A 19,052-nucleotide genomic window follows, 5' to 3' on the forward strand; every position below is an offset into this window, starting at 1 on the left:
CCTTTAGAGGCCCAGGATCATCTTGCTGATGATGTTCTTCTGGATTTCATTGGAGCCGCCGAAGATCGACAGCTTGCGGTTGTTGAAGTAGCGCGCGGCGGCGGCCGATGCGTAGGGCGGACCGAAGGTCTCGCCGTCGAAGCCGTCGTGCAGCGCTTCCTCGATGAAGGGCCGGCCATGGACGCCCATCGCGCGGCGCGCGAGCGAAGAGATCTCCTGCCGGATCTCGGTGCCGCGGATCTTGAGCATCGAGCTTTCCGCGCCGGGCACGCCGCCACCGGCCACGGCCGCGATCACGCGCAGGTTGGTGGTCTTCATGTTCTCCAGGTCGATCTCGACACGCGCCATGCGCGCAGCGAAGGCCGGGTCTTCGGCCAGCGGCTTGCCGTTCTTGGTCTGCGTGGCCGCGATGCCCTTGAGCTGCTCGAGCGCCGCCACCGAGAAGCCGACGCCCGCGATGTTGGTGCGCTCGTAGGTCAGGAGGTACTTGGCGCAGGTCCAGCCCTTGTTCTCTTCGCCGACGAGGTTTTCGGCCGGCACGCGCACGTCGGAGAAGAACACTTCGTTCACTTCATGCTCGCCGTCGAGCGTGATGATCGGGCGCACTTCGACGCCGGGCGACGCCATGTCGATCAGCAGGAAGCTGATGCCTTCCTGCTTCTTCGCCTCGCGGTTGGTGCGCACCAGGCAGAAGATCATGTTGGCGTGCTGGCCCAGCGTGGTCCAGGTCTTCTGGCCGTTCACGATGTAGTGGTCGCCCTGCGCGTCGATGCCGCGCACCGCCGAGGTCTTCACGGCCGCCAGGTCAGAGCCCGCGGCGGGTTCCGAATAGCCCTGGCACCACCAGTCGGCGCCGTTCAGGATGCGCGGCAGCCAGTGGCGCTTCTGCGCCTCGTTGCCGTACTTGATGAGCACCGGCCCCAGCATGTTCACGCCGAAGGGCACGATGCGCGGCGCAAAGGCCAGCGCGCATTCGTGCTCGAAAATGAACTTCTCCACCGCCGTCCAGCCCGGTCCGCCGTACTGCTCGGGCCAGTGATTCGCGAGCCAGCCGCGCTCGTTGAGGATGGCGTGCCATTCCTCCATGTCGGCCTTGGCGAGGATCTTGCCGCCGCGCACTTTCTCGGACAGCCGCACCGGCAGTCTTGCGGCCAGGAAGGCGCGCACTTCGCTGCGGAAGGCTTCTTCTTCGGTGGTGAAGTTCAGGTCCATCGTGCGCTCCTCAATAGATTTCGAACAGGCCCGCGGCGCCCATGCCGCCGGCAATGCACATCGTGACCACCGCGTACTTGGCGCCGCGGCGCTTGCCTTCGATCAGCACGTGGCCCGTGAGGCGCGCGCCCGTCATGCCGAAGGGGTGGCCGATGGAGATCGCGCCGCCGTTCACGTTGAGCAGTTCCGACGGAATGCCCAGCTTCTCCTGGCAGTAGATCGACTGCGAGGCGAAGGCTTCGTTGAGTTCCCACAGGCCGATGTCCTCGACCTTGAGGCCGTGGCGCGCGAGCAGCTTGGGCACCGCGAACACCGGGCCGATGCCCATCTCGTCGGGTTCGCAGCCCGCCACGGCAAGGCCACGGAAGGCGCCCAGCGGCTTGAGGTTGGCGCGCTCTGCGTCCGTCGCTTCCATCAGCACGCAGGCCGAGGCGCCGTCGGACAGCTGCGAGGCGTTGCCGGCGGTGATGAACTTGTCTTCGCCCATCACCGGCTTCAGCTTGGCGAGCGCCTCGTAGGTGGTGCCGCGGCGGTTGCAGTTGTCTTCGGTGGCGGTGACTTCGCGGTAGCTGACTTCCTTGGTCTCCTTGTCGGTCACGGCCATGGTGGTGGTGCAGGCGACGATCTCGTCCCTGTAGCGGCCGGCCAGCTGGGCCTCTTCGGTCTTGCGCTGGCTCTCGGCCGAGAAGCGGTCTTGCGCCTCGCGGCTGATGCCGTAGCGCTGGGCGACGATGTCGGCGGTCTCGATCATCGCCATGTAGAGCGCGGGCTTGTGCTGGACGATCCACGGGTCCATGCCGCTGTCGCCGGCATCGGTGGCGCTGCGGCTGCGGATCTGCGAGATGCTTTCGACGCCGCCCGCGATCATGGCCGGCGCGCCGTCCACCACGATGCGGCCTGCGGCCATCGCGATCGCCTGCAGGCCCGAGGCGCAGAAGCGGTTGACCGTCGTCCCGGCGATGCTGATCGGCAGGCCCGCGCGGACGATGCTCTGGCGCGCGATGTTGCGCCCGGTCGTGCCCTCGGGGTAGCCGCAGCCGAGGATCGCGTCCTCGATCAGCGCGGGGTCCAGGCCCGAGCGCTCGACCGCCGCCTTCACCGCAAAGGCCGCGAGCGTGGGCCCCGGCGTGATGTTGAATTCGCCGCGGTGCGCCTTGGTGAGCGGGGTGCGGGCGGTGGAAACGATGACGGCTTCGCGCATGGGGAGGGCTCCTTAGTCAGTTGAGGACAGAGCAAAAACTGCTGCGCAGTTTCTTGGTTTGTCCCGCAAGGTTTTCAGTTTTGATTGAGGCTGGCGAAATCGGCGCCTTGCGCGACCAGCTCGACCAGCAGCGGCGAGGGCTTCCAGAAGATCGGGTCGGCCTTGGCGAACTCGCGGATGTCGGCCAGCACCTTCGGCAGGCCCACGGTGTCGGCGTACTTCATCGGGCCGCCGCGGTGCCGCGGAAAACCGTAGCCATAGAGAAAGGTCACGTCCACGTCGAGCGGACGCAGCGCGATGCGCTGGAGCACGACGTTGGCGCCCTCGTTGATCATCGCGGCCATGTAGCGGCGCATGATTTCTTCCTCGGTGAAGGCGCGCGGCGTGATGCCTGCGCGCTCGCGCTCGGCGTCGATGATGGCCAGCACCTCGGGGTCGGGCTGGCCGGTGCGCGCGCCTTCGGGGTACAGGTAGTAGCCGCGCTGCGTCTTCTGGCCGAACCAGCCGCGCTCGCAGATGCGGTCGGCAATCTGCACGTAGCGCGCCTGCGGATCGCGCGTGGCGGCCTTGCGCTTGCGCGTGGCCCAGCCGATGTCGCCGCCCGCGAGGTCCGACACCTGGAACGGGCCCATCGGGTAGCCGAAGTTGCGCACGGCCTCGTCGATCTGGTAGGGCGATGCGCCGTCTTCCATCATGTGGTCGGCAGCCTGGCGGTACACCGCGAGGATGCGGTTGCCGATGAAGCCGTCGCACACGCCGGCGCGCACCGGCACCTTCTTCAATTTCTTCGCAAGCTCGAAGCCGGTCGCGACCACGTCGGCGCTGACCTTGGCGGGCACCACGATCTCCAGCAGCTTCATGATGTTGGCCGGCGAGAAGAAGTGCAGGCCCACCACGTCCTGCGGACGCGAGATGCTCTCGGCGATCTCGTCGATGTCCAGGTACGAGGTGTTGGTGGCGAGCACCGCGCCGCGCTTGCACACGCGGTCGAGCTCGGCGAACACGGCCTTCTTCACGCCCATGTCCTCGAACACCGCCTCGACCACGATGTCGACCTGCGCGAGCGCGTCGTAGCTCGTGGAGCCCGAGAAGCGCGCCATCACGGCGGTCTTGGCCTCGGGCGTCATGCGGCCCTTCTTGATGAGGCCGTCGTACACCTTCTCGACATGCTGGCGGCCGCGCGCGAGGCTGGGCTCGTCGCGTTCGATCATGGTCACGGGCAGGCCCGCGTCGAGCATCGCCACCGCGATGCCCGCGCCCATGGTGCCGCCGCCGACGATGCCGGCCGATGCGAGCGCGCGCGGCGCGGCGGACCGGGTCTCGGGCGCCTTCAGCACTTCGCGCTCGGCGAAGAAGGCGTGGATCAGGCCGGCGCGCTGCGGGCTGTCGATGCACTGCAAAAACAGCTTGCGCTCCAGCGCCATGCCTTCGTCGAAAGGCAGCGTGAGCGCGGCTTCGACGGCTTCGATGATCTTCATCGGCGAGAACAGGCCGCGGCTCTTCTTGGCGGTGTCGGCGCGCGCGGCTTCGAGAGCGGCGCGGCTGGCTTCCTTGTCGGCCAGGCCGCCAGCCTCGCGTGTGCGGCGCACCGGCGCCTTGGCTGCCACCAGTTCCTGCGCGTAGGCGAGGCCTTCGGCGCGCGCATCGGCCTCGTTGCCGAGCCGGTCGACGAGGCCGAGCGACAGCGCTTCCTTCGCGCCCGCATGGCGGCCACTGAGCATCAGTTCGAGCGCGGGCTTCACGCCGATCAGGCGCGGTGCGCGCTGCGTGCCACCCGAGCCGGGCAAGAGGCCGAGCTGCACTTCGGGCAGGCCCAGCTTGGCCGACGGTGCGGCCAGGCGGTAGTGCGCCGACAGCGCCACTTCGAGCCCGCCGCCGAGTGCGGCGCCGTGGATGGCGGCAACCACCGGCTTGCTGCAGTTCTCGATAGCGAGGCACACCTCGGGCAGCGAGGGCGGCTGCGGCGTCTTGCCGAACTCGCGGATGTCGGCTCCGGCGATGAAGTTGCGGCCCGCGCCGACGAGAAGCACCGCGGCCGCGGCGCCGTCGGCCTCGGCCGTCTCGATGGCGGCCACGAGGCCGCGGCGCACATCCACGCCCAAGGCGTTGACGGGCGGGTTGTCGATGGTCACCACGAACACGTCGCCAAGACGCTCGAAGCTGACGGGACCGGAAGACGTGGAAGGGCTGGAGGTTGTGGTGGCCATGTGCTTGTCTTGTCTCTTGCGTGGCGAGCCCTGCAAACGCGAGGGGCCCGAGGCTCTGGGGTGAACCCCGCATTCTTGGCCGGTGCCGGTGCTTTGACAATTGCATAGACCATTGACAGACTGTCAAAGAATTTTTGACACAATCCCGGCATGGACCTCCAATCGCTGACCCTGCTGGTGGAAATCCTTGACGCCGGCAACCTGAGCGCGGCGGCCCGCCGGCTCAAGATGAGCCGCGCCAACGTCAGCTACCACCTGAACCAGCTCGAGCGCTCGGTCGGCGCCCAGCTGGTGCGCCGCACCACGCGACGCGCCGAACCGACCGAGATCGGCCTGCGCCTGTACCAGCACGGCGTGGCGATCCAGACCGAGCTGCTGGCCGCGAAGGAATCGGTCACCACGCTGGGCCAGGGCCTGCAGGGCCGCGTGCGCCTGAGCGTGCCCAGCGGCTACGGCCAGCTCGTGATGGCCGACTGGCTGATCGACTTCAAGCGGCAGTACCCGGGCATCGTGCTCGACGTGGTGTTCGAGAACCGCATCGAGGATCTGCTGCGCGACGAGGTCGACATCGCGATCCGCGTGATTCCCGAGCCGCCGCAGAACCTGGTGGCGCACGAGATGGGGCCGGTGCGCTATGTGGCCTGCGCTTCAAGCGGCTATGCCGAGAAGCATCCGCTGCCGGTACAGCTCGACGAACTGCAGGGCGCACCCGTGGTCACGGCCGCCGTCATCGGCCGGCAGCTGCGCGTGTCGGCCTACCAAGGCCAGAACCTGGGAGAGGTGCGGCGCGAGGTGATCCTGGAGCCGACGCTGATCTCGGAGAACTTTTTGTTCCTGCGCCAGGCCATCCTCGCGGGCCTGGGCATCGGCCTGGTGCCCGACTACGTGGTGCAGGAGGACGTGCGCAAGGGCGACGTGGTGACCACGCTGGACGACTGGCGCCTCAGCATCTTCGGCACGCAGATGTTCATGCTCTACATGCCCAACCGGCAGCACACGCGGGCAATCCGCACCTTCATCGATTTCATCCTGGAGCGGGTGCGGGTGCCCGGCACGGAGCCGGGCGGTCAGTCGCAGCGGTAGCTGACTTCGCCCGTCGGCGCGCCCGCTGCCGCCTTCGGGTCGAGGAAGCGCATCGGCGCGCCGAAGTTGCGGCAGTAGGCTTCGGCCTCCTGCACGGTGGGCGACTTGAATACACCGTCGCCGAGCCAGCTGACGCGCGGCGCGGGGCCCGATGCGCATGCTGCGACAAGAAGAGCGGCTGGAACGAGGAGGCTGAGGGTGAGGGAGCGTCGCATCGGGAAGCGCAGGCTGCGCAGGTGAGGAAAAAGGGAGCCCCGCGACTGTAGCGCCTGCTTTCGCGGCCGCACGCGGGCCCAGTGACCATCGGCATGTTTTCTGCTGTACTCCGCCGCATGAACGATGCTGCTCCCCAAGCCCTGGTGCCGCTCGCGGTGCAACCGCTGACACCCGAGGCCTTCGCGCCCTACGGCACGGTGCTGGCCGCGCCCGCCGGCAATAAGGGCCGCCTGATCAATGGCGGCAATGCCGAACGCTTCGATCTCGTCGGCGACCTGCAGCTCGGCGCGCAGGGCGGCCGGCCGATGCTCGCGCTGTTCCGCGCGCAGGCGCGGCGTTTTCCGCACGAGGTCACGGAGATGGAGCGCCACGCGCTCGGCAGCCAGACTTTCGTGCCTCTGGGCGAGCGGCGCTTCGTCATCGTGGTGGCGCCGGCCGGCGAGGCGCCCGCGCCCGGTGCACTCGCTGCGTTCGTCACCGATGGGCTGCAGGGCGTGACGCTCGGGCCCGGCACCTGGCACCACGCGCTGCTCGCGGTGGATGCGGGCGACTTCGTGGTGGTGGAGCGCGGCAGCGAGTCCATCGACTGCGACATGTGCACGTTGGCGGCGCCCGTGACGATCGCCCACTGCAGCGATTGAGCCGGGCGCCGGCCCGGCGCCTCACACCCAGACCGCGTCGACTGGGCGGCGCAGCGAACGGGGCATTTCCGGGCCCCGGCCGAAGCGCACGACCAGGTCGGGCCTTCCGCCCGCAATACCCAGTGACTCGGCGAACCCCACCCCCCCGCCGCGCGGTCTCGCTTGCTGCCGCAGATCGCCCGTCAATGGCGAACTATTGCGGCAGAGCTCCGACTTGCGGTGATAGCAGTAGTCAGCTTCTTCAAAGCCTTTTCAACCTGCATTTGCGGGCATGCAAGGTTCAGCCGAACGTGCTGCGCACCGTTCGCGACAAACATATCTCCCCCTTCGAGGATCAGGCCAGCCTTTTCGAGAAAGAACCGGGTCAGATTGATGGAGTCGTCGAAATAGGCACTCAAGTCCACCCATGCCAGATACGTGGCCTGCGGAATCTGGAACCGTGCCTTGGGCAGCCAAAGCGAGAGATATCGATGCATGAACGCAAAGTTGTCGTCCAGATACTGCCTGAGCGCTTCAAGCCAGGCTTCACCCTCTGTATAAGCACCGACCGCCGCAGCGAGGCTTAGCGGATTGACGAGCGGATAGTGCCTTCGCTTCCATGTCGCGCGAAGCTCTGGATCGGGAATGATGACCGTGGCGATCATCATTCCGGCCAGGTTGAACGTCTTGCTCACCGCCATGCAGGTGATGATGTCCTTGCTGTTCGGGAATAGCTTGGCCAGCGGCACATGCGTCACCCCGGTGCGGGTCAGGTCGCAGTGGATCTCGTCAGATACGATCTTGACGCCGTTGGACAGGCACAGTTCGGCCATGCGACGCAACTCATCCTCGGTCCATACGCGCCCGGTCGGGTTATGGGGATGACAGAGGAAAAACAGCTTCACGGCCGGGTCTCGAACCTTGCGCTCGAAGTCCTCGAAGTCAATCTCGTAGTCCCCGTCTTCCTTTTTGCGCAAAGGCGAGGTTTCGAACACCCTGTCCCGTTGGACGACTGCATGCTTGAAGTAGCCGTACGATGGCGTCAGGCTGAGCACCTTGTCACCGGGGTCGCACACGTATTCGACAAGGCCGAAAAGCGCTGGGATCACTCCCAGGGATATCTGCATCTGCTCGCGTTCGAAACGCCAACCGTACCGCCGGCCACACCACGCACCGAAGGCGTCGTACAACTGGTCGTCGAAGTTCATCGTGTATCCAAAAATGGGATGCCCGAGCCGCTCACGCATGGCGCCGATAGCGGCCTCGGGGGCAGCGAACTGCATGTCAGCAACCCACATGGACACCAGTTCCGTCGCGGGCACTTGCAGGGGCGGCACCAAGGGCTCGGCTCCGAATAAGTAGTTTTCGAAACCATCCTCCGCAAGGGCGTTGGTGCCCTGGCGCGAGATCGGCTGATCAAAATCGAACGTCATAAGAATCTTCTTCTCCTGAAACAGATCTGGTGTGCTGGCTTGAACGCTGTGCCGGCCTGGTTCGGCCACACCATGTCAGCTCAGTAGGGAGCGCTTGCGTGCATACGCGAAATAGACCACGAGGCCCAGCAGCAGCCAGATGCCGAAAGCCATCCAGGTCGTGGCCTGCAGAAAGGTCATCAGCGTGATGCAGAACCCGATCGCCAGCAGTGGCACGATGGGGACTGCTGGGCAACGAAAGGCGCGGGGCAGGTCGGGGCGCGTCCTGCGCAGCACGATGATGGCCACCGCGATCAAGCTGAAGGCGGCGAGCGTCCCGATGTTGATCAGCTCGGCCAGCACGTTGAGAGGCACGATTGCCGCGATCAGGCCGAAGAAGATGCCCACGAGCCAAGTGGCGAAGAACGGCGTGCCGAAGCGGGAGTGGACTTTGGAAAACCGCTGGGGCAGCAGGCCGTCGCGCGACATCGCGAAGAGGATGCGTGTCTGGCCATAGATCATGACCAAGATGACCGTGGTCATGCCGAGGATGGCGCCCAGATCAACGAAGCCTGCAAACCAGTTCTCGTTGGCGCGCTGCAAGGCCAGCGACACCGGGTGGTCCACACCAAGGAAATCACGGTAGGGCACGATGCCCGTCATGATCAGCGAGACCGCGACGTACAGCACGGCGCAGATCGCCAGTGAACCAATGATGCCGATAGGGAGGTCGCGGTCGGGGCGTTTGACCTCCTCTGCGGCAGACGAGACGGCATCGAAGCCGATGAACGCGAAGAACACGAGTGCGGCTGCGCTGAAGATCCCGTTGGTGCCGTAGGGAGCGAAAGGCTGCCAGTTGGCGGGCTGCACATGCTTGTAGCCCACGATGATGAACAGCAACACGACAGCGACCTTGATGGCCACCAGCAGGTTATTGACTTTCACCGATTCCTTGATTCCGATGGAAAGCATGGCGGTCAGCGCCAGCATGATCAGGAAGGCTGGCAGGTTGAACCAGGTTTCGACACCGGGAATCGCACCAGGCGCCGCGGACAGCGCCTTGGGCAGCGCAATGCCGAAGCCGCTCAGCAAGGACTGGAAGTATCCCGACCAGCCCACGGACACCGCGGAGCTCGCCAGCCCATATTCCAGCATCAAGTCCCAGCCGATGATCCAGGCGATCAGCTCGCCCATCGTGGCGTAGCTGTAGGTGTAGATCGACCCGGCCACGGGAAACGACGACGCGAATTCGGCATAGCACAGCGCGGCGAAGGCACACGCCATGGCCGCGATGATGAAGGAAATGGTCAGCGCGGGTCCGGCTGTGAGCGCCCCTGTTCCCGTGAGCACGAAGATGCCGGTGCCCACGATGGCACCGATGCCGATCAGCATGAGATCGAGGGGGCCGAGGACTTTCTTCAGGCCATGGATGGATTGGGCGCTCGCGACCAGGTCGTCGAGGCTCTTGGTTCGAAACAGGCTCACGTATGTCTCCAGTTGGATTTCTTTTTTTGCTGGACGCGCAAATGGTTGAAATGCGGGGCCAGGCCGATGGGCTCTCAACGGGAGATTCTGGGGACTGTTGCGGGGAATTTGATTTCTAATATTTCCCAAATTACGCGAAAATAGCTAATTAAATTAGCTCGCCAGCGCGGGCCTACCTATGGAGGAGTTGAAATGGTTGAGTTGGACAAAACAGATCGCACCATCCTGCAGCTTCTGCAGGCCGACGGTCGACTGGCCAACACGGAGATCGCGTCTCGCGTCGCGCTGTCACCTCCGGCATGTTGGAAGCGACTCAAGCGCCTGGAGGAGAAGGTGATCCGGGGTTACCACGCCGCGTTGGAGCCTAGGGAACTGGGGCTGGGACTGTTCGCGTTCGTCAGCATCCTGCTCGACGACCATTCCGAGAAGGCGATGGATCGTTTTGAGAGCGACGTGATGGCGTTGCCGAATGTCATTGCCTGTCACAACGTCTCTGGCAAGTATGACTATCTGCTGCAGGTAGTCGCGTCCGACATGGAGGCCTTCCATGAACTGACCCTGAACAAGATCGTTCGCAAGCTAGGCAACATCAAGGAGATGTATACCGGCTTTTCGCTGAAGGAGATCAAGCGGTCAACGAGCCTGCCGCTATGACATCAAGGGAGAGTTCGCTTTGAAGTACGGCGCGGCTTCTGTGCCTTGACCGACGACAGGCTACAGACCGTGCACACGTGGCTCTTGGATGGAACGCAAGCCGCGATGCATTCCTGCATTGCGGGGCTAGGCCCGCTTGCCGGCCGGCTTCTTTTGCTTCAGGCCTTGCGCCGCGAGAACGGATTCCCTTGCCAAGGCGGCCAGCGCTTCATGGTCCTCGATGATCTCGATGGGAACCTCGAAGTACTTTCGCACCTGGACCCGCCGCGCCTTGGTGTCGTAGGCAAAGCAGGTGCTGCCCAGCTTCTCGTACCTGGGCCGCGTGTCCTTGTCCACGACGAAGTACAGGCTGCCGCCCATGACCATCGCGAACTGCGTGGCGTGGACCGAGAGGCCCGTGCCGCCGAAGAAGCGGGTTCTTGCGATGCCGTCGATTCCAGAGAGCCGGTCGACGATGAAATCGATGAACTGCGGCGAGGCTTCGGACATGATCGGCTGGCGTCAGGCGCTGGATGGAAAGAACGCAGTGTCGTCGACTCCGGCGAAGCTGCGCTGCGTCCGGCTGCAGGAGCCAGCCCGTGTGTCGGCCGCGCCACCGGTCCGGCGGCTCAGGCCCAGACCGCGTCGATCGGGCGGCGCAGCGAGCGGGGCGTTTCCGGCCCCCGGCCGAAGCGCACCACCAGATCGGGCCTTCCGCTCGCAATGCCCAGTGACCCGGCGAACCGCGGCCTGAGGCGCGAGACCTCCACCGGCTGGTTCAGGTGCGCGGTCCGGACGCCGAGCGCGGTCGCCTGCAGCGCGAAGCGCTCGAAGGCACGACCCGCCTCGAGCCAATGGCGCTTGTCGTCCGCCTCCGAAACGAAGACCGCGATGCCCGCCGAACTCCGGATGTGCCGTGCGTACTTGTCGTTCTCGGCCTTCTCGGTGAAGAAGAGGTCGAACGCCCGCGGGCCCAGCCAGCCGGGCATCGCGGGGTTGCCGGATGATTTCGCGAACAGGCCGTCTCCGGTGTCCACCGCCTGCGCGCCGTTGAAGCGGATCCACGCCTTCAGTTCCCGCACGAAGGCCGGGTCGCGCATCTGGGCGGTGTTGCCCTGGACCACGTAGTCGAGCACGTTCTCCAGCGCCTGCTGGCCGGTGAGCAGCAGAACCCGCACGCCGTTGCCGGTGCCTGCGATCTCAAGGGTCTTCAGTTCCTCGTTCGAAAGCGGCCGGCCGTCGAACTCGGCGCGGGTCGATTGCCGGCGCGTGATCGCCTGGAACAGCGCGGAGTCGACGGGCTTCGCCGGCTCGAGCGCGATGTCCAGCGCTTCCTGCGGGCCGTCCCTGAACATGGCATCGCCGCGAAAGCCCATGGCCGCCGCGGCCTGCACGAGGTTCTCGGCGGCGCAGCCGAGGCTGACGAACAGGTGGTGGTCGTCGGGATCGACGACCGGACAGCGCCGGCCGAAGTCGGGCCGGATCGAGATGGATCTCTCGTCGCCGCCGAACTTCCAGCACTGCGTGTTGTGGCTCGATGGCGCCAGGGTCGCATGGCGCACCAGCTCGCGCACCAGGCCCGAAGGGCCGGGCGTACCGTCGGGGGCACGGCGCCAGAGCGCTTGCACGGCCTGTTCGTAGGCCTGGTTGTCCGTGCGCAGGGCATGGAGCGAAAGCGCGCCGCCCGCGCCTGCGGCTGCGATCGCGGCAGCGGTGATGAGTCGCCTTCTGTTCATCACCGGATTGGAACCGGCCTCAGCTGGCGATAGCTTGCGCCAGCGCAATCAATGAGCGGTCCGACCCCGCCGGCCCGAGCAGCGAAATGCCGAGCGGCGCCCCCTCGCGCTGCGCGAGCGGCATCGACAGTTGCGGAAATCCGGCAAGGCCCGCGATGCACAGCATCTGGATCGCGCGGTTGCGGTAGTCCTCCAGGCCGGCCTCGCCTTCGCTGCGCAGCGGTGCGATGTCGGGCATGGTCGGCATCAGCAGCACGCCGTCGCTGCCGAGCAGTTCGGTGAGGTGGCTGCGGAAGGCGGTGCGGAAGGCGCGGCCGGCGACGATCTGCGCATCGGTCACGTCGCGCGACCAGGCAAAGCGCTCGGCCACGCCCGGGCCCAGCGGCGGCGCGTAGCGCTCGATCAGCGGACCGTCGGTGAGCCAGGCCTCGTGCGCCTGCACGTAGCGGAAGTTCCAGTACATCGCGTCGAAGGAGTCGAGCGCGACCTCGATGCCTGTCGCATCGCCGAGCACGCGCTGCACGCGCGCGGTCGCGTCCGCCAGCGCGTCGGCCGCGGCCGGCACCGCGAGCGACCACACGTCCTCGGGGCGCAGCAGCCGCACGCGCGCGGGCAGCGCGGCCGTGTCGGCGCCCAGCAGCACGTCGGCCACGCGCGCGAAGGTGCCGATGTCGCGTGCGAACCAGCCGCAGGTGTCGAGGCTGGGCGCAAGGTCCAGCGCGCCTTCGAGGCTCACGCGGCCGTGCGTGGGGCGCAGGCCGTACAGCCCGCAGTGGTTGGCCGGGGCGCGCACCGAGCCGCCGGTGTCGGTGCCGAGCGCAAAGTCGCACAGGCCCGATGACACGGCCGAAGCCGAGCCCGACGACGAGCCGCCGGTGATGCGGTCTTTCGCGGCACCGTTGACCGGCGCGCCGAAGTGCGCGTTGTTGCCGTTCATCGAGAAGGCGAGTTCGTCGGTCACGGTCTTGCCCGCGAAGCGCGCGCCCGCATCGAGCAGCTTCTGCACGGTGGGCGCGGTGCGGGTCTTGATGCCCGACATCGCCAGCACGATCGGGCTGCCGCCGCCGGTGGGATAGCCGGCCACGTCGAACAGGTCCTTCGCTGCAAAGCGCAGGTCGGCCAGCGGGCCGGTGGGCGCATGCGGCACCGGCGCGTCGGGATACGGAACGAAGGCGTGGGCGGGGTCGTGCAGGGGCATGGCGTGTTGTCGTGTGTGTGTGCAGGGGCGGGTCAGGCGACCAGCGTGGGTGCGATGGCGGCGGCGGCATCGGTATGGATGCAGCGCGCGCGGTGCTTCGGCGCAAGCTCGACCACCGGCGGCTGCGCGGCGCGGCAGGCATCGGTGGCGAGCGCACAGCGTTCGGCAAAGGCGCAGCCCGGCGGCAGCGCCGACAGGTCGGGCGGCGCGCCGCCGATGGTCTCCAGCCGTGCGCCGCGCGCCAGCGCGCCGTGCGCGCGGCTCTTGAGCAGCGCGATGGTGTAGGGGTGGCGCGGCGAGCGGATCAGCTCGCGCGCCGTGCCTTCCTCGACGATGCGGCCCGCATACATCACGGCGATGCGGTCGGCCACCTCGACCGCGGCGCCGATGTCGTGCGTGACGAAGATCACCGACAGGCCGAGGTCGCGCTGCAGCTCGCGCAGCAGCAGCAGGATCTGGATCTGCACCGTGGCGTCGAGCGCGGTGGTCGGCTCGTCGGCCAGCAGCAGTTGCGGGCGGCAGGCCAGCGCCAGCGCGATCATCGCGCGCTGCCGCATGCCGCCCGACATCTCGTGCGGATAGGCCGCGAGGCGCCGCTCGGGGCTCGGGATGCGCACCCGCTCGAACAGCGCGAGCGCACGCTGCTGCGCCTCGGCGGCCGTAGCCTTCTTGTCGTGCCGGCGAATCGACTCGACGATCTGCGCGCCGACCGAATACACCGGATCGAGCGCGAGCAGCGGCTCCTGGAAGATCATCGAGGCGACCTTGCCGCGGAAGTCGTCGAGCTCGCGCGTGGGCATCGCGAGCACGTCGCGTCCGGCCACCTGCACCTGCCCGCCGATGCGCGTGCGGCGCTCGGGATGCAGGCGCAGCAGCGTGCGCAGGGTCACGCTCTTGCCGGAGCCCGATTCGCCGATCAGCGCGACCACCTCGCCGCGCTGCACCTCCAGGCTCACGCCGCTGACCGCGCGCACGGGCTTGCGGCCGCCGCTGAAGCTGACGCTGAGGTCGCGCAGGCGGACCATCGGCTCGAGGGAGGAAGAGGTCGGATTGCTCATCGTTGTCGTCATCATGCGTTCAGGCCGCCCGGGCCAGCGGCGCGGCCATCGGATGTCCGCTGCCGGGCTCGTGGACCAGGCAGCTCGCCGCATGCCGCGCGCCGGTGGCGATGGGCTCGGGCACCACCTGGCTGCACACCGGCGCGGCCAGCGCGCAGCGCGGATGGAAGCGGCAGCCCGTGGGCGGGTTGATCGGGTTCGGCGGGTCGCCGGCCAGTGCTGCTTGCTCGGTGCGGTGGTCGGGGTCCATCGAGGGCATCGACGAGAGCAGCGCGCGGGTGTAGGGATGCGCCGGCGCGTCGTAGAGCGCGTCGGCGGGCCCGATCTCGGCCACCTGGCCCAGGTACATGACCATCACGCGGTCGCTCACGTAGCGCACCACGTTGAGGTCGTGGCTGATGAAAAGATAGGTCAGGCCGAACTCGGCCTTGAGGTCGAGCAGCAGGTTGATGACCTGCGCCTCCACCGACTTGTCGAGCGCCGACACGGCCTCGTCGAGGATCACCATGCGCGGCTGCAGCGCGAGCGCGCGCGCGATGTTGACGCGCTGGCGCTGGCCGCCCGACAGCTCGTGCGGATAGCGTTCGGCAAAGCGCTGCGGCTCGAGCCCGACGCGCGCGAGCAGGTCGCGCGCACGCGCCACGGCCTCGCGCCGCCCGACGCCGTGCACCTGCGGGCCGAAGGCGACCGAATCTTCGATGGTGAGGCGCGGGTTGAGCGACGCATAGCTGTCCTGAAACACCATCTGCACCTGGCGCCTGAACTCCTTGAGCGGCAGTTCGCGGCCGCCGACTTCGCGCCCGTCGAAGATCACTTCGCCCCGCGTTGGTGCAATCAGCTGCATCAGCAGCCGCGCGGTGGTCGACTTGCCGCAGCCCGATTCGCCGACCACGCCGAGGGTTTCGCCCTTGAGCACCTCGAAGTCGACCCCATCGACCGCGCGCACCACGCCACCGCCGCGGCCCAACGGATCTTTCTTGAGCGGGAAGTGCTTGACCAGGCCGGTGATGGTGAGCAGCGGTTGTGCGGGGCCGCCGATGTCTTTCAGTGCGTCCATGGTGTTCTTTGTTGCTCTTGTTGCTCTTGTTGCTCTTGTTCGGGGTGCTCTTGTTCAGGGCGCGTGCACAGGCCACCGGGTACTCCCCTCCGCGAATGTCCCCCGCCTTCGGCTCCTCCTTTATTTCGCTGCGGGGAGCACCCGATGCCCTGTGCACCGGGACACGCTCCGGGTGTACCGCTGATCAACGACCGCTCTTTGCAACGCTCCCGCTGATGGGGTGCCTTGCGCAGCGAAATCAAGGGGGAGGCCGAAGGCCGGAGGACATTCGCGGAGCAAGGTACCCCGTCGGCGGGAGCGCGCCCCGAACAAAGAACCTCAAACACAACGCAAGGCATCCTCACCCCTTGTTGTCCATCGCCGACCGCAACCCATCGGACAGGAGATTGAAGGAGATCGAAGTGATGAAGATCATCGCGCCCGGCAACGCGGCGACCCACGGCTGCACGTAGATCGCGGTGCGCAGCGTGTTGAGCATCAGGCCCCACTCCGGCTCCGGTGGCTTCACGCCCAGGCCCAGGAATGACAGGCCCGAGGCCAGGATCATCGACACCGCGATCAGGCTCGTCGCGTAGACAAAAATCGGACCGAGCACGTTGCCCAGCACATGCACCCGCACGATCGTGAACGGGTTCGCGCCCGAGGCGCGCGCCGCCTCCACGTAGTCGCGCGTGCGCACCTGCGTGGTCACACTCTCGGCCACGCGCGCGATCTGCGGAATGAACACGATCGTCAGCGAGATCAGCGAATTGACCACGCCCGCGCCCAGCGTGCCCGACAGCGCAATGGCCAGCAGCACCGAGGGAAAGGCGTAGAACACGTCGATGGTGCGCATGATCAGCGTGTTGGTGAAGCCGCCCGCGTAGCCCGCAATGATGCCGATCACCGTGCCGAGCACGAAGGCGCAGATCACCGGCGTGATGCCGATGAACAGCGACAGCCGCGCGCCGACGATCAGGCGCGACAGCATGTCGCGGCCCAGCTCGTCGCTGCCCAGCGGCAGGCCTTCGGTGCCGATCGGCTTGAGCCGCTTGAGCATCGACGACTGGTACGGATCGGCCGGCGCGAGCCACGGACCGAACACGGCCAGGCCGATCAGCAAGAGCACCACCAAGGCGGCACCCATCGCGACCGGATCGCGCGTGAAGCGCAGCAGCGCCGAGGTCCAGTAGCCGCGCGAGCGCTGCATCGGCAGCAGCGGCTTCACGTCGGCGGCGGTGGAGGAAGAAGAAGAGGGAAGGGGCAGTGCGCTCATGTCTTCAGGCCCGAGCGATGCGCGGGTCGAGCAGCGTTTGCAGCACATCGACCAGCAGGTTGAGCAATACGAAGAACAGCGCCAGCACCAGGATGGTTCCCTGCAGCAGCGGCAGATCGCGCTGGAAGATCGCGGAGTTCAACAGAAAGCCGGTGCCAGGCCACGAGAACACGGTCTCGATCAGGATCGAGCCGCCGAGCAGGTAGCCCAACTGCAGGCCCATCACCGCCAGCGCGGTGGGCGCCGCGTTCTTCACCATGTGGCGGAACACGCCGAAGTGCGTGAGGCCCTTGGCGCGCAGCCCGACGATGAATTCCTGGTCGAGGATGTCGGCCACCAGCGCACGCACGGTGCGCGCGATGATGCCCATCGGGATCACCGACATCGTGAGGGCCGGCAGGATCAGGAACTGCAGGTGCTCCCAGTCCCAGGCCCAGTCGCTGGAGCCGCCCGGGCCCGCGCCGGTGGCGGGCAGCCACATGAGCTGCGACGAGAACACGATCACCATCACCATGCCCAGCCAGTAGTGCGGCACGCTCACGCCCAGCACCGACAGCATCGAGGCAAAACGGTCGAGCCACGAGTTGCGGAAGTAGCCGGCCACGAAGCCGAACAGGCAGCCCAGCACGAAGCCGATGAAGGTCGCCACCACCGCGAGCCGCAGCGTGTTGCCCACGGCCGTGAACACCTCGCCCGCCACGGCGCGGTTGCTCGCGATCGACACGCCCAGGTCGCCATGCAGCGCGCGCCAGATCCACATCGCGAACTGCTCGGGCAGCGAACGGTTGAAGCCGTAGAGCTCGCGCAGCTGCGCCTGCAGGTCGGCCGAGGCGTCGGGCGGCAGGATCGACACCAGCGGATCGCCCGGCGCGATGTGCACGAGCAGAAAGCACACCAGCGCCACGCCGACCATGATCGGCACGGCGTAGACGATGCGGCGCAGCAGATAGGCCAGCATCAGTCCATCGTCATGGTGGCGATGTCGATGAACCAGCTCTTGGGCTGGACGACATTCTTGACCTTGGCCGACATCGCGCGCGGACCGACGTCATGCGCGATCCAGACGAAGGGTGCGTCGTCCACGATGTGTGCATGCAGCCTGGCCAGCGCGCCGTCGCGCGCCTTGTCGTCGAAGCTGGTGCGCGCATCGGCCACCAGCTTGTCGACCTCGGCGTTGCCGTAGTAGCCCCAGTTGTTGGACACCGGCGGGAAGGTCTTGGTGCTCACGAAGCGCACCATCGCGAAGAAGGGGTCCATTGCCGCGAAGCTCACGTTGGTGGCGTTGGCGCCGTTGGCCGAGGGGTCCTTCACGCCCTTGCGCCAGTTGGTGAAGAGCGTGTTCCATTCGATCACGTCGAACTGCACGTCGAAGAAGCACTGCTTGAGCGACTGCTGCGCGAATTCGTTCATCGGCAGCGGCTGCATCTGGCCCGAGCCCGAGGCCGAGATCTGCACCTTCACCTTGATCGGCTTGGCGGCCGAGTAGCCGGCCTGCGTCATGAGCGCCTGGGCGGCCTTCACGTCGTACTTGATGTCGAACTTCGGGTTGCCCCACCACGGATGGCCGGGCGGCACGGTGCCCTTGGGCTCGGCCATCATGCCGCCGAGCAGCTGCTTCATGCCGCCGCGGTCGATGCACAGGTTGGCGGCCTGGCGCACGCGCTTGTCGAGCCAGGGCGAGCCTTCGGCGAACGACAGCTGCCACGGCCACACGTGCGGCTGCGCGTTGGAATAGATCTTGAAGCCGCGCTGCGTGATCTGCGGCATGGCGTCGGGCGCGGGGGCCTCGATCCAGTCGACCTGGCCGCCCAGCAGCGCGGCGGTGCGCGCATTGGCCTCGGGCATCGGCAGCATCACGACCTTGTCGATCTTGGGCACGCGCTTCGCGTCCCAGTAGGTCTTGTTGGCGGCGAGTTCGAGGCGTTCGCGGGCCACGAAGCGCGTGACCTTGAACGGGCCCGAGCCCGCGGGGTCGGCCGCGAAGGCGGTCCAGGCGGCCTTGGACTTGTCGGCAGGCGTGGCGCCGGCCGCGGCGTCGAACTTCTTCTGCCATTGCGCGGGCGAGGCCATGAACAGGTTGGTCAGGTTGATCGGCAGGAAGGCGTCGGGTTCGCTGGTGGTGAGCTCGACCGTCATGTCGTCGATCTTGCGCGCGGTGCGCAGCGTGGGCATGCGCGAGGCGGTCACGCCGACCTGGCTGGGGTCGAACTGGGGGGCGTCCTTGTCGAGCACCTTCTGCACGTTCCAGATGACGGCATCGGCGGTGAAGGCCGAACCATCATGGAACTTGACGCCGGGGCGCAGCTTGAAGACCCACTTGGTCTTGTCCTTGGCGTCGACGGCCCAGGAACTGGCCAGCGCGGGGATCAGCACGCTCGGCGCATCGGCCTTGGACAGGTCCCACTGCGTGAGCGAGTCGTAGATCGGAATGCCGGTGAAGCGGTTGCCTTCGAAGCCCTGGTCGGGCTGGCCCAGCGTGCGCGGAATGTCGGCCGCGGTCATGGCGATGCGCAGCGTCTTCTCCTGGGCCAGGGCCGGCGTTGCGAAGGCCAGGGTGGCGAGCGCCGCACAGGCGGCCAGGGGTTTCAGGATCGAGGCAGGAACGGCACGCTTCACAGGAGCTCCTAGGGGTGAAAGGGCAAAGGGATCGAACCGGTGGTGAAGCACGACGTGTGCCAG

Annotated in this window: 17 protein-coding genes; 3 read left to right on the top strand and 14 right to left on the bottom strand. The window is 66.9% G+C overall.

Annotation, left to right across the window (positions count from 1 at the left end; translation table 11 throughout):
• Positions 1-3: 3 nt before the first annotated feature.
• From RZE77_RS03900 to RZE77_RS03910, 3 genes are all read right to left on the bottom strand, one after another.
• Positions 4-1,212: an acyl-CoA dehydrogenase family protein gene (locus tag RZE77_RS03900; protein ID WP_319440778.1), complete on the bottom strand. Its 1,209-nt coding sequence runs from the start codon at positions 1,210-1,212 to the stop codon at positions 4-6.
• Positions 1,213-1,222: 10 nt separating this feature from the next.
• On the bottom strand, positions 1,223-2,413 hold the full coding sequence (locus RZE77_RS03905; RefSeq protein ID WP_319440779.1) for an acetyl-CoA C-acyltransferase: 1,191 nt from the start codon (positions 2,411-2,413) through the stop codon (positions 1,223-1,225).
• Between the two features lie 74 nt (positions 2,414-2,487).
• Positions 2,488-4,620 carry a 3-hydroxyacyl-CoA dehydrogenase NAD-binding domain-containing protein gene (locus RZE77_RS03910; RefSeq protein WP_319440780.1) on the bottom strand — a complete coding sequence of 711 codons (2,133 nt, stop codon included), beginning with the start codon at positions 4,618-4,620 and terminating at the stop codon, positions 2,488-2,490.
• Between the two features lie 150 nt (positions 4,621-4,770).
• Here RZE77_RS03910 and RZE77_RS03915 point away from each other — a divergent pair, with 150 nt between their 5' ends.
• Positions 4,771-5,703 (top strand): LysR family transcriptional regulator, encoded by a 933-nt coding sequence (locus RZE77_RS03915; protein WP_319440781.1) that lies wholly within the window; start codon positions 4,771-4,773, stop codon positions 5,701-5,703.
• On the opposite strand, the gene RZE77_RS03920 is transcribed toward RZE77_RS03915, so the two are convergent.
• Positions 5,688-5,918 (bottom strand): hypothetical protein, encoded by a 231-nt coding sequence (locus RZE77_RS03920; protein WP_319440782.1) that lies wholly within the window; start codon positions 5,916-5,918, stop codon positions 5,688-5,690. The genes RZE77_RS03915 and RZE77_RS03920 overlap by 16 nt on opposite strands.
• A gap of 117 nt (positions 5,919-6,035) precedes the next feature.
• Here RZE77_RS03920 and RZE77_RS03925 point away from each other — a divergent pair, with 117 nt between their 5' ends.
• A complete protein-coding gene (locus tag RZE77_RS03925; protein ID WP_319440783.1) occupies positions 6,036-6,560 on the top strand; it encodes an ureidoglycolate lyase in 525 nt (174 codons plus the stop codon).
• Positions 6,561-6,742: 182 nt separating this feature from the next.
• Here the strand turns inward: RZE77_RS03925 and RZE77_RS03930 are convergent, their stop codons facing one another.
• Complete coding sequence (locus RZE77_RS03930; RefSeq protein ID WP_319440784.1) at positions 6,743-7,972, bottom strand: MalY/PatB family protein; 1,230 nt, start codon at positions 7,970-7,972, stop codon at positions 6,743-6,745.
• A gap of 75 nt (positions 7,973-8,047) precedes the next feature.
• A complete protein-coding gene (locus RZE77_RS03935; protein ID WP_319440785.1) occupies positions 8,048-9,436 on the bottom strand; it encodes a branched-chain amino acid transporter BcaP in 1,389 nt (462 codons plus the stop codon).
• Between the two features lie 192 nt (positions 9,437-9,628).
• Between RZE77_RS03935 and RZE77_RS03940 the strand changes: the two genes are divergently transcribed.
• Positions 9,629-10,090: an Lrp/AsnC family transcriptional regulator gene (locus tag RZE77_RS03940; protein WP_319440786.1), complete on the top strand. Its 462-nt coding sequence runs from the start codon at positions 9,629-9,631 to the stop codon at positions 10,088-10,090.
• A 126-nt stretch (positions 10,091-10,216) separates the two neighbouring features.
• Here RZE77_RS03940 and RZE77_RS03945 read toward each other — a convergent pair whose 3' ends face one another.
• The 8 genes from RZE77_RS03945 to RZE77_RS03980 form a co-directional block, all read right to left on the bottom strand.
• A complete protein-coding gene (locus RZE77_RS03945) occupies positions 10,217-10,579 on the bottom strand; it encodes a TfoX/Sxy family protein (RefSeq protein ID WP_319440787.1) in 363 nt (120 codons plus the stop codon).
• Between the two features lie 119 nt (positions 10,580-10,698).
• The gene (locus RZE77_RS03950) at positions 10,699-11,805 is read right to left on the bottom strand and encodes an Acg family FMN-binding oxidoreductase (RefSeq protein WP_319440788.1); all 1,107 of its coding nucleotides are present in this window, start codon (positions 11,803-11,805) and stop codon (positions 10,699-10,701) included.
• Positions 11,806-11,824: 19 nt separating this feature from the next.
• Positions 11,825-13,003, bottom strand: coding sequence for an amidase (locus RZE77_RS03955; RefSeq protein ID WP_319440789.1), 1,179 nt, complete (start codon positions 13,001-13,003; stop codon positions 11,825-11,827).
• A 32-nt stretch (positions 13,004-13,035) separates the two neighbouring features.
• The gene (locus RZE77_RS03960) at positions 13,036-14,028 is read right to left on the bottom strand and encodes an ABC transporter ATP-binding protein (protein ID WP_319442298.1); all 993 of its coding nucleotides are present in this window, start codon (positions 14,026-14,028) and stop codon (positions 13,036-13,038) included.
• A gap of 52 nt (positions 14,029-14,080) precedes the next feature.
• A complete protein-coding gene (locus tag RZE77_RS03965; protein ID WP_319440790.1) occupies positions 14,081-15,118 on the bottom strand; it encodes an ABC transporter ATP-binding protein in 1,038 nt (345 codons plus the stop codon).
• Positions 15,119-15,458: 340 nt separating this feature from the next.
• Positions 15,459-16,373: an ABC transporter permease gene (locus RZE77_RS03970; protein ID WP_319440791.1), complete on the bottom strand. Its 915-nt coding sequence runs from the start codon at positions 16,371-16,373 to the stop codon at positions 15,459-15,461.
• Between the two features lie 4 nt (positions 16,374-16,377).
• Entirely contained in the window at positions 16,378-17,331 is a 954-nt protein-coding gene (locus RZE77_RS03975; protein WP_319440792.1) for an ABC transporter permease, read from the bottom strand.
• Entirely contained in the window at positions 17,331-18,989 is a 1,659-nt protein-coding gene (locus RZE77_RS03980; RefSeq protein ID WP_319440793.1) for an ABC transporter substrate-binding protein, read from the bottom strand. Before RZE77_RS03980 ends, RZE77_RS03975 begins: the two co-directional genes overlap by 1 nt.
• Positions 18,990-19,052 lie beyond the last annotated feature (63 nt).

The organism is Variovorax sp. SPNA7 (genome assembly GCF_033807855.1).
GTDB lineage: Bacteria > Pseudomonadota > Gammaproteobacteria > Burkholderiales > Burkholderiaceae_C > Variovorax > Variovorax beijingensis.